This is a genomic window from Curtobacterium sp. ME12 (genome assembly GCF_903970855.1).
Classification (GTDB): Bacteria; Actinomycetota; Actinomycetes; order Actinomycetales; family Microbacteriaceae; genus Curtobacterium; species Curtobacterium poinsettiae_A.
In genome coordinates this window covers 1-15,031 of sequence record NZ_CAJCKD010000003.1, presented here as the reverse complement: position 1 = coordinate 15,031, position 15,031 = coordinate 1, and the positions used below count along the sequence as shown (strand labels likewise).

Below are 15,031 nucleotides of genomic sequence, written 5' to 3'. Positions count from 1 at the left end.
ATCGACACAGATGAACGCTTTCCCTGAATCCGTGGTGCTCCTGGCCGACGACCGTACCCCGATCGGGACGGCGGACAAGTTCACGGTGCACACAGCCCACACGCCCCTGCACCTGGCGTTCTCGTGCCACGTCCGGAACACCGACGGTGACGTCCTGGTGACCCGACGAGCACTGTCGAAGAAGACCTGGCCGGGGGTGTGGACGAACACCTTCTGCGGCCACCCCGGGCCGGACGAGTCCTTCGAGGACGCCATCGCCCGTCGGGCCTCCCGCGAGCTCGGCATCACGGTGCGCGACGTCGAGGTCGTGCTGCCGGAGTTCCGGTACCGCGCGGTCGACGCCTCCGGCATCGTGGAGAACGAGGTCTGCCCCGTCTTCCGCGCCGTGACCGACGACACCCCGGCGCCCGCGGACGACGAGGTCGCCGAGTGGGCCTGGGTGTCCGAGGACTCTCTCAGGCAGGCCGTCGCCGGCGCGCCGTTCGCCTGGAGCCCGTGGCTCGGGTGGCAGCTCGCCGAGCTCGAGACCGCCGGGCTGCACGTCACGCGCTGACGTTCCTGCGTCAGGCACCACGGGTTGTCCGACCCCACGCCGCAGGCGTACGCTCGACCGTCGGCAGCGCTCTGGGCGCCGCCACGACGAGACGAGAAGGGCAGGTGAGGCGCGATGTCGGGTGACCATCCTCGATCGGGCCGGCCGCCCGTGTCGGTCGTCGCGCCCGTTCGCTGACCCTGCCCCGCCCCGGATCGCCTCCGGGGCGCCATCGCGCCCGCCTGCTCCCCACCGAAGGAGCACGCACATGGCACTGATCGACAACGCGATCTACGTCCGGGGACGCCGCGTGGAGTCTCCGTCGACCCTGTCGCGCCCTGCTCGTGGCGACCTGACGTGGATCGGGCTGCTCCGGCCCGACCCGCACGAGCTCGAGGCCGTCGCCGCCGAGTTCGACCTGCACGAGAACGCCGTCGAGGACGCCCGCAAGGGACACCAGCGTGCCAAGCTCGAGCGCTACGGCGACACCCTGTTCCTGGTGCTCCGTCCGGCCTGGTTCGACCCGGCCTCGGGCACCGTGGAGTTCGGCGAGGTGCACCTGTTCGTGGGCGACCACTTCGTGGTGAGCGTCCGGCACGCCGCTCGACCCGACCTGGCGGCGCTCCGGGCACAGGTCGAGGCGGACCCGGAGTTCCTGGCCAAGGGGTCCGAGGCGGTGACCGCGGCCGTGCTCGACGAGGTCGTGGACGGCTACGGCCCAGTCGTCCAGGTGCTGCAGGAGCAGATCGACGCCATCGAGGACCAGCCGTTCGCCGGACAGGTCGACGCCGGGGTCTCGAAGCGCATCTACCAGCTGCTCAGTGAGGTCCTGGCGTTCCAGCGGGCCACCACCCCGGTGCCGTCGATGGTGACCGGGCTGCTCCGCGGCGCCGACAAGTACGGCGTCGACGACGACGTGCAGCACCGGCTCCGCAACGTGCACGACCACGCGCTCCGGGTCACCGAGCGCGTCGACTCGTTCCGGGCCCTGCTCGAGAACGCCCTGACCCTGCACGCCACCCTGGTGTCGCAGGAGCAGAACGAGGCGATGCGCCGGATGACCAGCGCGAGCCTGGCCCAGGGCGAGGAGAGCCGGCAACTCGCCCGGGCAGCCCACCGCCAGGGCGAGGAGGTCAAGAAGATCTCGTCGTGGGCGGCGATCCTGTTCGCGCCCGGCCTGATCGCCGGTGTCTACGGGATGAACTTCGACCACATGCCCGAGCTGCACTGGCACTACGGGTACCCGGTCGCGATCCTCGGCATGCTCCTGCTGATGGGCGTGCTCTGGGCGATCTTCCGCAAGCGCAACTGGCTCTGAGCGGACGGCGGATCGACGCACAGGTGGCGTCGATCCGCCGGACGTGCATAATGATCTGGCCCGGAATGTGAACGTGCACATCGATGTGCCACGACACCCGGGCGGAAACGAGCAGCAATGGCGTCATCGCGGACACAGCAACCGCGTTCGCCCAGCATCCGTGACGTCGCACGGATCGCGGGCGTCTCGCACCAGACCGTCTCGCGGGTGCTGAACAACTCGGACGCGATCCGGGCCGAGACACGCGACAAGGTCCTGGCGGCCATGGAGCAGCTGCAGTACCGGCCGAACCGGGCTGCACGCGCCCTGGTCACGAGCCGGACCCACACGATCGGCGTCCTGACCGCCCGCCGCGCCCACTACGGCCCCGCCGTGGCACTGCAGGCGATCGAGGACGCCGCGATGCTCCGCGGCTACTCGGTCACGACGGCGAACATCGCCGAGGCGACCGACGCCGCCGTCCGTGAAGGACTGGGGCACCTGCTCGACCTCGACGTCGAGGGCATCGTCGTCATCGCGCCCCAGCAGCGGGTCTTCGACCTGATCGCGGAGCTCGGGATCCGCACCCCCTACGTCACCATGCGCGCCAGCGTCGGCGAGGACCCGACGGCCCTGTGGGTGGACCAGATGGAGGGCGCACGACTCGCGACCGCGCACCTGCTCGACCTGGGGCACGAGTACGTCCGACACATCGCGGGGCCGCAGGACTGGATCGAGGCCGATGCCCGCATGCAGGGGTTCCTACGCGAGATGTCCGACCGCGACATGGCCGTCGCCCCGCCGATCCTGGGCGACTGGACCGCCGACTTCGGCTACCACGCCGGCCGCGAGCTGCTGCGGTGGCGGGACTGCACCGCCATCTTCTGTTCGAACGACCAGATGGCGCTCGGCGTGATGCACGCAGCGCGCTCGTACGGGCTCGACGTCCCGGGCGACCTGTCCGTGGTCGGCTACGACGACATCCCGGAGGCGAAGCACTTCTGGCCGCCGCTCACCACGGTGCAGGTCGACTTCGCCGAGCTCGGGCGTCGCTGTGTGGACCTGCTGCTGCCGAGTGAGGGCGAGCTGCTCCGCCCGATCGACATCGTCCCGCAGCTGGTCGTGCGCGCCTCCACCAGCGCGCCCCGCACACGCTGACGCACCTCGGGCCGCGCCCGACCGGAGTACCTGCCAGGAACGGGCATACCTGCCACGAACTTCCGACCCGGTACGCCCGGAAGCGTCAGGTACACCCGCTCCGACAAGGCGAGCGCGGCCCCGGACGCGGCCATCGAACGGACGGGAGGCCCGTGGCGGGCCCGCCACGGGCCTCCCGTCCGCGCATGCGGATCCACGCAACGAAGCGCCCGGTTCCGGGGCCCCTGGCCCCAACCCGGGGGACGTTCCCTCCGGATCACGCACGCCGTTACGAAAACGCGACCAATCCGAATTGACAGCCGCACCGAGGCTGTGCGTAAATTGCCTCCGTCCAGCCGATGTGACCGTTCACATAAGCGTCACACCAGCAGGACACCGGACGCGACAACGAAGTCCACGCAGGCCACCTGCGCCCTTTCGCTGCCGCAGCAGAACCACCCGAACAACTGCCGCATCGCAGCGGCAGAAGGAGATGCACTGTGGCGTCAACCCCGATCGACACCGGCCTCGAGACCCGGTCGATCACCGCACCCGAGACGATCCTCGAGATGCGCTCGATCACCAAGGAGTTCCCTGGTGTGAAGGCGCTGGCCGACGTCTCCCTCAGCGTCCGCGCCGGCGAGATCCACGCGATCTGCGGCGAGAACGGCGCCGGCAAGTCGACCCTGATGAAGGTCCTGTCGGGCGTCTACCCATACGGCACCTACAGCGGCGAGATCGTCTACGAGGGCGAAGAAGTCCGCTTCTCGAACATCAAGCAGTCCGAGCAGGCCGGCATCGTCATCATCCACCAGGAGCTGGCACTCATCCCGGAGCTCTCGATCACCGAGAACCTGTTCCTCGGCAACGAGCCGGGCCGCTTCGGACGCATCGACTGGACCGCCGCGCAGCTCCGTGCGCAGGACCTGCTCGCCCGCGTGGGCCTGGCCGACGACCCGGACACGCAGATCAAGAACCTCGGTGTCGGCAAGCAGCAGCTCGTCGAGATCGCGAAGGCCCTGCACAAGGACGTCAAGCTCCTGATCCTCGACGAGCCGACCGCCGCGCTCAACGAGAACGACTCGCAGCACCTGCTCGACCTGATCGTCGGGCTGAAGGCCAAGGGCATCGCGAGCATCATCATCAGCCACAAGCTCAACGAGATCGAGCAGATCGCCGACGAGATCACGATCATCCGCGACGGCAAGGCCATCGAGACGCTCAACGTCAAGGCGGACGGCGTCAACGAGGACCGCATCATCCGCGGCATGGTCGGCCGCTCGCTCGAGTCGCGCTTCCCCGACCGCACCCCGAAGATCGGCGAGACCTTCTTCGAGGTCCGCAACTGGACCGTGCAGCACCCGCTCGACTCGTCGCGTCTGGTCTGCAAGGCCTCGAACTTCCACGTCCGCCGCGGTGAGATCGTCGGCTTCGCCGGCCTGATGGGCGCCGGACGCACCGAGCTCGCGATGAGCCTGTTCGGTCGCTCGTACGGCACCTGGCTCGACGGCCAGATCATCAAGGACGGCCGCGAGATCAAGGTCACGAACGTCCAGCAGGCGATCGAGAACGGCCTCGGCTACGTCTCCGAGGACCGCAAGGCGCTCGGCCTGAACCTGCTCGACACCGTGAAGCGCTCGACGGTCGCCGCCGACCTGCAGAAGATCTCGAAGCTCGGTGTCGTCGACTCGCTCGAGGAGTACTCGGTCGCCGAGAAGTACCGCAAGATGCTCCGCACCAAGGTGCCGAGCGTCGAGGACAACGTCGGCAAGCTGTCCGGTGGCAACCAGCAGAAGGTCGTCCTGTCCAAGTGGATGTTCACCGACCCGGACATCCTGATCCTCGACGAGCCCACCCGCGGCATCGACGTCGGCGCCAAGTTCGAGATCTACGGGATCATCCAGCAGCTCGCCGCCGAGGGGAAGGGCATCATCCTCATCTCGTCCGAGCTCCCCGAACTCCTCGGTCTCTCCGACCGGATCTACACCATCTTCGAGGGCCAGATCACCGCTGACCTCCCGGCCGACCAGGCCGATCCCGAATCGCTCATGCGCAGCATGACCTCCGCGCGGAAGGGCGCCACCGCCTCATGAACAACCTGAAACTGCTCTTCGGCAAGGGCAACAGCATCGGCCAGTACGGCATGATCATCGCGCTCATCGTGCTGCTGATCTTCTTCTCGGTCACGACGAACGGGCTCATCCTCGAGCCGACCAACGTCATCAACCTGTTCCTGCAGTACTCCTACATCCTGATCCTGGCGCTCGGCATGGTCATGGTCATCATCGCGGGGCACATCGACCTGTCGGTGGGTTCGGTCGCAGCGGTCGTCGGCATCGTCGTGGCGCAGTCCATGGCCGTGTGGGACTTCCCGGTGTGGGCCGCCATCATCCTGGGTCTCGCGTGCGGTGCCCTGATCGGTGCGTGGCAGGGCTTCTGGGTCGCGTTCGTGAAGGTCCCGGCCTTCATCGTGACGCTGGCCGGTCAGCTCATCTTCCGTGGTGTGAACCAGATCATCGGCAACTCGACGTCGGTCCCCGTCCCGGATGCCTTCACCCCGATCGGCGCCGGCTTCCTCGGTGACTTCGGCCCCGACTTCGGCTTCAGCAACGGCACGCTCCTCATCGGCCTCGTCACGATCCTCGCGCTCATCATCATCGAGGCCCGGGGCCGTGCCCGCCGCCGGAAGATGCAGGCCGAGGTCCCGCCGCTGTGGGTCTCGATCGTCCGCACCGGCATCCTGGTCGCCGTCACGCTCGTCGCCACGTACCTGTTCGGCGCCGGCCCGGTCGGCACCTCGGTCCCGATCGTCGCGATCATCCTCGGCATCCTGACCATCGTCTACGGCTTCGTCACGAAGAACACGATCTTCGGTCGCCAGGTCTACGCCGTCGGTGGCAACGCCAACGCAGCCGTCCTGTCCGGCGTCTCGGCGCGGCGGGTCAACTTCTTCGTCATGATGAACATGTCCGTCCTCGCCGCGATCGCCGGCATGGTGTTCGTCGCCTACTCCGGCGCCTCGGGCCCCGCGGACGGCACCGGCTGGGAGCTCGACGCGATCGCCGCCGTGTTCGTCGGTGGCGCGGCGGTCGCCGGTGGTGTCGGCACGATCTCCGGCTCGATCATCGGCGGTCTCGTGATGGCGCTGCTGTCGAACGGTCTGCAGCTCATGGGCCTCGAGTCCAACCAGGTGCAGATCATCCGCGGCCTGGTCCTGCTCGTCGCCGTCGCCTTCGACGTCTACTCGAAGTCGCAGGGACGCCCGTCGCTCATCGGGGGCATGATGCGGCAGTTCCAGCGGAAGGACACCGAGCAGAACACGGTGGCCGCCCAGCAGCCGCGGTCCATCGAGGACCAGCCGGACAAGATCACCCTCCCCTAGTCCACCCCTCCCCACAGCGGGGCTCCGGCCCCACACCTCCTCAACGAAGAGAAAGCAATCACATGCGCAAGAAGATCGTCGCCGGCCTCAGCCTGGCGCTCATCGCGGGCCTCGCCCTCAGCGGCTGCTCGGCACGCGGCTCGTCCGACGACGCCGGCAGCACCAGCAGCATCAAGAAGGGCGACCTCATCGGCGTCGCCCTGCCGGCCAAGACCTCGCAGAACTGGGTCCTCGCGGGCGCCGCGTTCAAGAAGTCGATCGAGGACGCCGGCTTCAAGGCCGACATCCAGTACGCCAACGCCGGCAACCCGGTCCCCGACCAGCAGTCGCAGATCTCGGGCATGATCACCAAGGGCGCCAAGGCCGTCATCATCGGTGCTGCCGACGGTTCGCAGCTGACCGCGCAGGTGAAGTCCGCCAAGGACCGTGGCGCCGTCGTCATCGCCTGGGACCGCAACATCCTGAACACGAAGAACGTCGACTACTACGTGGCGTTCAACAACTTCAAGGTCGGCCAGCTCCAGGCCGAGGCGCTGCTCAAGGGCCTCGAGGAGAAGAAGGGCGACAAGCCGTACAACGTCGAGCTCTTCGCCGGTTCGCCGGACGACGCCAACGCGACCGTGTTCTTCAACGGTGCGATGGACGTCCTGCAGCCGAAGATCGACGACGGCACGATCAAGGTCGTCTCCGGTCAGACCACCTTCCAGAAGGTCGTCACGCAGGGCTGGCTCGCGCAGAAGGCCCAGTCGCGCATGACCGACCTGCTCTCGCAGTACTACACGGGTGACACCGAGCTCGACGGCGTCCTGTCGCCGAACGACACCCTCGCCCGTGCGATCCTCACCGCGACCAAGGCCGCCGGCAAGGACAACCCCGTCGTGACGGGCCAGGACTCGGAGACCGCGTCCATCCCGCTCATCATGAAGGGCACGCAGTACTCGACGATCTTCAAGGACACGTCGAAGGAGGCCCAGGCGGCCGTCGACCTCGTCTCCACGCTGTCGAAGGGCGACAAGCCCGACACGACGATGGACAAGACGAACAACTACAACGGCAAGAAGACGGTCCCCGCGATCGAGCTCACGCCGGTCCTGGTCACCAAGGACAACGCCGTCGAGGCCTACAAGGGCAACGACACCCTCGAGGAGCTCGCCAAGAAGGGCTGATCTCCCCAGCACCACGGACGGCCCCGTCTCGCCTCGGCGAGACGGGGCCGTCCTGCGTCGTCCTGAGGCCGGCCACAGGGCGGACGGGAGGCTCGGTGCACGTCGTGGCCGTGCCTCCCGTCCGCCCTGTGGTCCGGTCTACGGCTGAGCGGCGCGCAGCCGCCGAGCCGCCTCGGCCAGGAGCGGCACGTCCGTCCGCGCGGTGCCGAACACGACGGCTCGCGTGGTGTCGAAGTACCGCCGGGTGAGTCGCTCACCCAGGTCCGAGACCCGCGACCACGGGATGCTCGGCTCGCCCGCGGTGACCGCCGCGGGGAGCACGCGGACGGCCTCACCGATCTCGACCAGGCGCATCCGGACGGCGTCGTGCACGAGGTCCTCGGGCAACCGGCGGTCGTCGACGTAGCGCAGGATCGCGGCACAGGCGGCGATGACGTCGTCGAGACGATCGCGGACGTCGCGGCGGGTGGTCGACCCGCGGGTCACAGGGGCACCGCGGTCCGGACGACCTCGCGGCTCATCCCCGCCGCATCGACCACGTCGACGCGGACACCGAGGAGTCGTTCGGCCGCGTCCTGGATCCGCATGAGCGCGAAGATCCCGAGCCCCGGGTCGAGGTCGATCATCAGGTCGACGTCGCTGCCCGGGCCGTCCTCGCCCCGAGCGACGCTGCCGAAGAGTCGAGGACGGTGCCCGCCGAAGCGCTCGACGATCGCGATGAGCTCCTGCCGCGCGGCGGTGACGCGGTCCCGCAGGGGCGGTGGTTCCTCGATGGGCTGCAGGTCGATGCTGGTCGTGAAGCCCGCGGCGTGGAGCATGCGTTGCAGCGCCGCGAGCGATGGTTCGCGCCGACCGTTCTCGTAGGTGCTGATGACGCTCTGCGTGACGCCGGCACGCTGGGCGAGCTGAACCTGGGTCAGTTCGGCGCGCTCACGGGCGTCGCGGATGAGCACCGCGGCCGACAGTGGCTGGGCGGACCGTTGGGGAACAGCGGACATGCTGCAACGATACACAGCATCCAACATTTCGTCTGCCGCCGGAGCGGCACCGCTCAGCGGTGGTCGGAGACGTCCGCCCGGTGGAAGTTCAGCGCCGAGCGCGACGCGGTCGGGCCGCGCTGGCCCTGGTACCGGGACTGGTACTCGGCGGAACCGTAGGGCTTCTCGGCCGGGCTCGACAGCTGGAAGAAGCACAGCTGTCCGATCTTCATCCCCGGCCACAACTTGATGGGCAGCGTCGCCACGTTCGACAGCTCGAGCGTCACGTGCCCGGAGAACCCGGGGTCGATGAAGCCCGCGGTCGAGTGGGTCAGGAGGCCGAGGCGACCGAGCGAGCTCTTGCCCTCGAGCCGTGCGGCGATGTCGTCGGGCAGCGTCACGACCTCGAACGTGGAGCCGAGGACGAACTCGCCCGGGTGCAGCACGAACGCCTCGTCCGGGTCGGTCTCGACCAGACGGGTCAGGTCGGGCTGGTCCACCGCGGGGTCGATGTGCGGGTACTTGTGGTTGTCGAACAGCCGGAAGAACTTGTCGAGCCGGACGTCGATGCTCGACGGCTGCACGAGCGAGGCGTCGTACGGGTCGAGGCCGATCCGGCCTGCAGCGAGCTGGGCGGTGATGTCGCGGTCGGAGAGCAGCACGGACGAAGCCTAGCGGCAGCGGGCGTCGCGCCGGTATGCTGCCAGGCTGCCCACCACCCGGGCGGGCGGCGTTCGGAGCAGTGATGACCACGTACACCGTCGACGAGATCACGGTGCCCACCTCGATGGACGACGACCCGTCCACCGTCGCGACCTTCGCCGAGTGGCTCGCGGTGTCCGACGGGGCCGGAGCAGCCGTGCACGGGCTGCACGAGTTGGCCTGGACCCCGGAGGAGTACCTGCCGCTGTGCCGCGAGCCGGGAGCACCGAGCCGACTCGTCGTCGCGCGCGATGACCGCGGCACCGTGGTCGGTGCCGGCTCGTACGACACGAAGCAGGAGCCCGGCACCACCAACTGCTGGCTGTCGGTCGGTGTCGCCCCCGAGCACCAGCGCCGCGGCGTCGGGACGCTGCTCGCCGACCACCTGGAGGCGATGGCCCGTGCCGACGGCCGCACGCAGTGGAAGACGTACGCGGTCTCGCGGCAGGTCGGTCCCGCGTCGGGGCCCGGGTACGTGCAGGCACCGACGGGGTTCGGCGCCGTGCCGGAGGACGAGGCCGGGGTGCGGTTCCTGACCGCCCGCGGCTGGCACTTCGGCCAGGTCAACCGGATCAGCCGGCTCCCGCTGCCCGCCGACGCATCCCTGGTGCGCGGACTGCACGAGCGGGCGTCCGCTGCCGCCGGCCCGGAGTACCGCGTGCACGCCTGGACGGGTCGCACACCGGAGCAGTGGCTCGACGGCATCGCCTTGCTCGAGACCCGGATGAGCACCGACGCGCCCGCCGGGGACATGGAGGAGCCCGAGGACGTCTGGACCGCCGAACGACTCCGGGAGCACGAGGACGAGCTCGCCCGGGCACCGCGCACCCTGCTCACCGTGGCCGTCGAGCACCTGCCGACGACCACCCTGGCCGGTTTCACGCAGCTGTCCGTGCCGGACGACCCGGCACGGCCGGCACAGCAGTGGGACACCCTGGTGCTCCGGGAGCACCGCGGCCACCGGCTCGGCTGGCTGCTCAAGGTCGTCGGGATCCAGGAACTCGAGCGGCGGTTCCCGGGGCGCCCCTCGGTCATCACGTTCAACGCAGAGGAGAACCGCCACATGCTCGACGTGAACGAGGCCGTCGGGTTCGTCGGCCTGGGCAGCGAGGGGATCTGGGAACGGCGGGTCTGAGGGCGCATCCGAGGGGCCGCCGTCCAGCCGACACGCCTACCATTGGACGGTCATGACCGTCACGTCACCCGAAACCCAGCCCACCGGGTCAGCGCCGGACGCCGCCCCCACCACCGGGCGCTCATCCACAGTCGCGACGGTCCTCGTCATCGCGATCCCGCTGGCCGTCGCGTGCTCGATCCTCGGGCTGACCGTCACCGGGGCCTTCAGCGCGAGTCAGCAGCTGGTGTCCGCCGGCGAGGTCGTCGAGTACGGCCTGCCGATCACCCGCGTCGTGCACGACACGATGGCGGCGCTGACCATCGGGCTCCTCATCGTCGCCGCGTTCGCGCTCCCCGCGCAGAAGAAGGACCACGGCGCCCTGTCCAGCGTGCAGCACCGTGCGACCCGGTGGGCTGCTGCGACCGGCGCGGTCTGGTTCCTGGCCGCAGCGGTGAGCATCGTCCTGACCGGCGCGAACACCCTCGGCGTCCCGCTCACCAGCCCGGTGTTCGCCCGCAACTTCATGCTCTTCGCGTTCCAGGTCGAGATCGGCCAGGCGCTCGTGGTGTCGGCTGCCGCGATCCTGGTCGCCACGGTGGTCGCCGCCTTCGCCACCCGGGTGACGACCCTGGCGTTCGCCACCGTGATCGGCCTGTTCGCCCTGCTCCCCCTGGCGCTGTCCGGGCACGCCGCCGGGTCGCTCGAGCACGCGAACGCGGTGAACTCGCTCGCCATCCACCTGGTCGGGGTGTGCGTGTGGGCCGGCGGCCTGGTCGCCGTGGTCCTGCTCCGCACCCGCACCAGGGGCGCGACCGGACGCGTGATCGCCCGGTACTCGACGCTCGCCGGCTGGTCGTTCGGAGCCGTCGCGTTCTCCGGCATCGTCAACGCGTCGCTCCGACTGACCGGCCCGCTCGACCTGGTCACGACCTCGTACGGCTGGCTCATCACCGTCAAGGCGCTCATCCTCGTGCTGCTCGGCGTCGCGGGGATCGTGCAGCGCCGGAAGCTCGTTCCCGGGCTCCTCCGCGCTCCGCTCGACCGCCGCCTGTTCACCCGGTTCGCCCTGGCCGAGATCGTGTTCATGGCCGTGGCCATCGGTGTCTCGGTCGCCGTGTCCCGTTCACAGCCGCCGATCCCGCAGACCCCGGCGACGGGCGAGGACACCCGCTCCGGCCTGATCGGGTTCCCGTTCCCGCCGGCGCAGACCACGCAGACCTACCTGACCCAGTGGCACATCGACTGGGTGTGGCTCGGCTTGGCCGTCGTCGGGGCCGTCTGGTACCTGCTGGCGGTGCGCAAGCTCCGGAAGCGCGGCGACGCCTGGCCCGTCGGTCGCACCATCGCCTGGCTGCTCGGCTGCGCCCTGTTCATCTGGACGACGTCGGCCGGCCCCGCGGTCTACGGCATGATCCACTTCTCGTCGCACATGCTCCAGCACATGCTGCTGATGATGTTCGTCCCGCTGCCGCTCGTGCTCGGCGGCCCGGTGCTCCTCGCGCTCCGCACCCTGCCGGTCCGGAACGACGGCTCACGCGGCGCCCGCGAGTGGCTCATGCTCTTCGTGCACTCCCGCTGGATGCAGTTCCTCGGCAAGCCCGCCGTCGCGGGGATCATCTTCGCCGGGTCCCTCGTGGTGTTCTACTTCACGCCGGCGTACCAGGCCGCGATGCAGTCGCACGAGTGGCACGTCGCGATGATCATCCACTTCGTCCTGAGCGGCTACCTGTTCTTCTGGGTCTTCGTCGGCGTCGACCCGGGCCCGCAGCGCCCGCCGTACCCGATGCTCATCATCACGCTGCTGGCCACCCTGGCGTTCCACGCGTTCTTCGGCGTCGCGGTCATGACGTCGCAGTCGGTGTTCGCGATCGACTGGTTCCACGCACTGGGGCAGACGAACGACGCCGCACTGCTCGACGACCAGCACACCGGCGGCGGCATCGCCTGGGGTGCATCGGAGCTCCCGATGGTGTTCGTGGCCCTGCTCGTCGTCCGGAACTGGATGCGCTCGGACAAGCGCGACGCGAAGCGCCTGGACCGCAAGGCCGACCGCGACGGTGACGCCGACCTCAAGGCCTACAACGAGCGTCTGGCGGCGATGAGCAAGCGGGACTGACTCGCGGCACCGGCCGCACGGCTGGCACGACCCGGGTCAGTCCCCGTGGACGATGCAGACCGCGTCGAGGTCCATCGCGGCCTCGAGCGCGGCCGAGATCCCCGATTCCCCGTCGGGGCCGGCTGGCGTCACGGTGTCGACCCACCACAGCGGGGTCGCCAGGGTCGGGGCGTCCGGCAGGATCCGCTCGACCTCGTCGGAGGAGTCCACCCGGCGCACCCCGAGCACGGTGATCACCGGGTGGGTGGCGTCCCGGCAGACCTGCATCATCGGCCCGTCGTCGAGCGCCCGGACGCCCCAGGTCTCGTCGTGCAGCAGGAGCGCCTCCGCCACCTCGCGCGTCTCCACCGGCTGGCGGCAGAGGATGGTGACGTCACGCGGCACCCTGACCGCCCACCATCCGGTCGGCGCGGACGTGGCCGTCGAGCGTGCCCTCGTCGTGCGCGGGGTCGAGCGGTGCGCCACCGACCAGCTGCAGGAAGCGGTCCTCGTCGATGCGGTCCAGGAACGACTCGAGCGCCTCCCAGCCGTCCTCGAAGCGGACGATCATGCCGCCGTCGTCAGCGGCGTCGGCGTCCGGACGGGCGGCCGATCCGGAGCCGGCTGCGAAGGTCGCTGTCGTGGTGCGCGGTGGCGGCCAGACGCCGTCGCGGTCCAGGAAGCCGGCGGCCTCGGGGCCCACGACGACGGCGAGCGGTGACGGTTCGCCGTGCGAGACGGCCCGCACCAGGTGGTCCGCGTCGCCGCGGCGCTGCATGACCACGCCGAACACGGGGACGACCTGGTCGGCGACCCGCTGCACGGCGTCGAACATGCGGTTGGCCAGGCCCGGGTCGGTGTTCTCCTCGGGCACGGTGAGCACGGCGGACATCGTCTCGACGACGACCCCGCCGACCAGGTGCGCGGTCATCGTCGCGGAGAACCCCTCGCCGACGGCGTACGAGGTGGAGATGCCGGGCGCCTCGTGCTTCGCGTACTGCGTGACGACCCAGCGGTCCCACGGCACGGTGAGCGGTTCGGCGGTGCCCCACCGGGTCGGGCAAGTGCCCACGGTGTGGCACAGCGCCTCGATCGCGGAGCCCATGTCGACGGCACGGCCGGGGTGGTGGCGGAGGGTCAGGTCGATGCTGATCTGTCGCACCGAGTCGACCGAGACCGGGTGCTCGGGTGACGGCGTGCCCACGAGTTCGGGGCCGCGGTGCACGAAGTCCTCGATGTCCGATGCGGCGACGCCGGTCCGGCCGTCACGCAGTGTGCCGTCGAAGTCCGACACCGCCCACGCGGCGCCGTACGCGCCGAGCGCGTGCCGGAGTGCCGGGGTGATCGCTGCGGCCCGGCCGGTGCGGAGCACGACCGTCCGTCCGGCGTCCGCCGACCGACGGAGCAGCGAGGCGAGCGCGTCGGTCAGCCACACGACGGGCGAGGCGGACTCGACCACGATCGCCGAGCCGACCACGTCGTCGATGAGGGGATGCCTGACCATCCGGGTCCTCCTCGGTTCGGGGCTGGAACTCCCTGGACGGTACACACGGGGGCGACACCTGTCCGTCAGGCTCGCACCCTCACAGCGGAGACTCGGGAGGCGCGACACGCGGCCGCGAGACGGCGTACGGTGCGCGGTCGGCTGGCTTCCAGGCGAGAATCCGCTAGGCTTGCCGAGTCCCGATCTGCGGGGCGCGCGAGTGTAGTTCAATGGTAGAACTCCAGCTTCCCAAGCTGGTAGCGCGGGTTCGATTCCCGTCACTCGCTCCGTCGGACGTACGCTCGCCGCATGTCCTCCTCTCCCGGTTCCCCCGAACACCTGGCACCCGTGGTCGTCATCGGTGGCGGGGTCGTCGGTGCCGCGACCGCGTACGCGCTCACCGCCCGCGGCGAGCGCGTCCTGCTCGTGGAACAGCACGCCCGCGGCCATCACCTCGGTTCCTCGCACGGTGCGACCCGGATCTTCCGGCAGGGCTACGCCGACCCGGAGTACGTCGCGCTGACCACGCGGGCGCTCGAACTGTGGGGAGCACTCGAGGCTGCCGCCGGCGAGGAACTCATCGTCCGTACGGGTGCCGTCGACCACGGTCGACCCGAGGTCGTCGACGCGATCGCCGCCGCCCTCGCCGGCGCGGGGATCTCCCACGAGTCGCTCTCGCCGGACCAGGCGGCGGCGCGCTGGCCCGGCATCGCGTTCGAGGGGCACGTGCTGACCCACCCGTCGGCCGGTCGCATCCGCTCCGACCGGACGATCGAGGTGTTCCTCACGCTGGCTGAAGCGACCGGACTCGCGGACCTGCGCTTCGAGACCCGGGTCACCGGGCTCGAGGACCACGGTGACGACGTCACCGTGACGCTGTCCGACGGCAGCACGGCCCGCACCGCGTCCGTGGTCGCCGCGGTGGGCTCGTGGGCCCCCGCGCTGGTCGGCGAGCTGCTCGCCGGACGCGGGGCGGGCCTCCCGGCCATCCGCGTCACCCAGGAGCAGCCGGCCCACTTCCCCAGCCACCTGCCGGACGCGGCCTGGCCGAGCTTCGTGCACTGGGCCGACGGCGACGACGTGTACGGGCTGCTGACGCCGGGTGAGGGCGTGAAGGTCGGGTTCCACGGCACCGGGCCCGTC

Annotated in this window: 14 protein-coding genes and 1 tRNA gene; 10 read left to right on the top strand and 5 right to left on the bottom strand. The window is 70.0% G+C overall.

The annotated features are described in order from the left end of the window. Nucleotides 1–10 precede the first annotated feature (10 nt). The 6 genes from idi (at nt 11) to H7A73_RS02610 (ending at nt 7,514) form a co-directional block, all read left to right on the top strand. Complete coding sequence (gene idi, locus H7A73_RS02635; RefSeq protein ID WP_071246200.1) at nt 11–553, top strand: isopentenyl-diphosphate Delta-isomerase; 543 nt, start codon at nt 11–13, stop codon at nt 551–553. 247 nt (nt 554–800) lie between these two features. After that, complete coding sequence (locus H7A73_RS02630; RefSeq protein ID WP_182064543.1) at nt 801–1,850, top strand: magnesium and cobalt transport protein CorA; 1,050 nt, start codon at nt 801–803, stop codon at nt 1,848–1,850. A gap of 117 nt (nt 1,851–1,967) precedes the next feature. Beyond that, on the top strand, nt 1,968–2,987 hold the full coding sequence (locus H7A73_RS02625) for a LacI family DNA-binding transcriptional regulator (RefSeq protein ID WP_017886425.1): 1,020 nt from the start codon (nt 1,968–1,970) through the stop codon (nt 2,985–2,987). A gap of 548 nt (nt 2,988–3,535) precedes the next feature. Beyond that, nucleotides 3,536–5,059, top strand: coding sequence for a multiple monosaccharide ABC transporter ATP-binding protein (mmsA, locus tag H7A73_RS02620; RefSeq protein WP_111104781.1), 1,524 nt, complete (start codon nt 3,536–3,538; stop codon nt 5,057–5,059). Next, nucleotides 5,056–6,348 carry a multiple monosaccharide ABC transporter permease gene (gene mmsB, locus H7A73_RS02615; protein WP_110858703.1) on the top strand — a complete coding sequence of 431 codons (1,293 nt, stop codon included), beginning with the start codon at nt 5,056–5,058 and terminating at the stop codon, nt 6,346–6,348. The genes mmsA and mmsB overlap by 4 nt, the downstream gene beginning before the upstream one ends. Before the next feature lie 62 nt (nt 6,349–6,410). Next, nucleotides 6,411–7,514 (top strand): sugar-binding protein, encoded by a 1,104-nt coding sequence (locus H7A73_RS02610; protein WP_111039391.1) that lies wholly within the window; start codon nt 6,411–6,413, stop codon nt 7,512–7,514. 138 nt (nt 7,515–7,652) lie between these two features. On the opposite strand, the gene H7A73_RS02605 is transcribed toward H7A73_RS02610, so the two are convergent. The 3 genes from H7A73_RS02605 to dcd are packed head-to-tail and all read right to left on the bottom strand — an operon-like array spanning nt 7,653 to nt 9,153. Beyond that, nucleotides 7,653–8,000, bottom strand: a complete 348-nt coding sequence (locus tag H7A73_RS02605; protein WP_182064542.1) for a DUF86 domain-containing protein — start codon at nt 7,998–8,000, stop codon at nt 7,653–7,655. Continuing rightward, nucleotides 7,997–8,512 (bottom strand): helix-turn-helix domain-containing protein, encoded by a 516-nt coding sequence (locus H7A73_RS02600; protein ID WP_182064541.1) that lies wholly within the window; start codon nt 8,510–8,512, stop codon nt 7,997–7,999. Before H7A73_RS02600 ends, H7A73_RS02605 begins: the two co-directional genes overlap by 4 nt. 53 nt (nt 8,513–8,565) lie before the next feature. Then, complete coding sequence (gene dcd, locus H7A73_RS02595; RefSeq protein WP_182064540.1) at nt 8,566–9,153, bottom strand: dCTP deaminase; 588 nt, start codon at nt 9,151–9,153, stop codon at nt 8,566–8,568. An 83-nt stretch (nt 9,154–9,236) separates the two neighbouring features. On the opposite strand from dcd, the gene H7A73_RS02590 reads away from it, so the two are divergent. Together H7A73_RS02590 and H7A73_RS02585 are read left to right on the top strand one after the other, a co-directional pair. Continuing rightward, the gene (locus tag H7A73_RS02590; protein ID WP_182064539.1) at nt 9,237–10,328 is read left to right on the top strand and encodes a GNAT family N-acetyltransferase; all 1,092 of its coding nucleotides are present in this window, start codon (nt 9,237–9,239) and stop codon (nt 10,326–10,328) included. A gap of 52 nt (nt 10,329–10,380) precedes the next feature. Beyond that, nucleotides 10,381–12,426 (top strand): cytochrome c oxidase assembly protein, encoded by a 2,046-nt coding sequence (locus tag H7A73_RS02585; RefSeq protein WP_182064538.1) that lies wholly within the window; start codon nt 10,381–10,383, stop codon nt 12,424–12,426. 36 nt (nt 12,427–12,462) lie between these two features. Here the strand turns inward: H7A73_RS02585 and H7A73_RS02580 are convergent, their stop codons facing one another. After that, on the bottom strand, nt 12,463–12,774 hold the full coding sequence (locus tag H7A73_RS02580) for a hypothetical protein (protein ID WP_182064537.1): 312 nt from the start codon (nt 12,772–12,774) through the stop codon (nt 12,463–12,465). Between the two features lie 25 nt (nt 12,775–12,799). Then, complete coding sequence (locus tag H7A73_RS02575) at nt 12,800–13,909, bottom strand: DUF6177 family protein (RefSeq protein ID WP_182064536.1); 1,110 nt, start codon at nt 13,907–13,909, stop codon at nt 12,800–12,802. A gap of 195 nt (nt 13,910–14,104) precedes the next feature. Between H7A73_RS02575 and H7A73_RS02570 the strand changes: the two genes are divergently transcribed. Together H7A73_RS02570 and H7A73_RS02565 are read left to right on the top strand one after the other, a co-directional pair. Beyond that, nucleotides 14,105–14,175, top strand: a tRNA-Gly gene (locus H7A73_RS02570). Between the two features lie 22 nt (nt 14,176–14,197). Then, on the top strand, nt 14,198–15,031 hold an 834-nt coding region (locus tag H7A73_RS02565), incomplete at its 3' end, for an FAD-dependent oxidoreductase (RefSeq protein ID WP_182064535.1).

Coding starts and splice junctions, on each gene's coding strand:
- idi (WP_071246200.1), top strand. CDS start 11: ATGAACGCTTTCCCTGAATCCGTGGTGCTCCTGGCCGACGACCGTACC.
- H7A73_RS02630 (WP_182064543.1), top strand. CDS start 801: ATGGCACTGATCGACAACGCGATCTACGTCCGGGGACGCCGCGTGGAG.
- H7A73_RS02625 (WP_017886425.1), top strand. CDS start 1,968: ATGGCGTCATCGCGGACACAGCAACCGCGTTCGCCCAGCATCCGTGAC.
- mmsA (WP_111104781.1), top strand. CDS start 3,536: ATGCGCTCGATCACCAAGGAGTTCCCTGGTGTGAAGGCGCTGGCCGAC.
- mmsB (WP_110858703.1), top strand. CDS start 5,056: ATGAACAACCTGAAACTGCTCTTCGGCAAGGGCAACAGCATCGGCCAG.
- H7A73_RS02610 (WP_111039391.1), top strand. CDS start 6,411: ATGCGCAAGAAGATCGTCGCCGGCCTCAGCCTGGCGCTCATCGCGGGC.
- H7A73_RS02600 (WP_182064541.1), bottom strand. CDS start 8,512: ATGTCCGCTGTTCCCCAACGGTCCGCCCAGCCACTGTCGGCCGCGGTG.
- H7A73_RS02590 (WP_182064539.1), top strand. CDS start 9,237: ATGACCACGTACACCGTCGACGAGATCACGGTGCCCACCTCGATGGAC.
- H7A73_RS02585 (WP_182064538.1), top strand. CDS start 10,381: ATGACCGTCACGTCACCCGAAACCCAGCCCACCGGGTCAGCGCCGGAC.
- H7A73_RS02575 (WP_182064536.1), bottom strand. CDS start 13,909: ATGGTCAGGCATCCCCTCATCGACGACGTGGTCGGCTCGGCGATCGTG.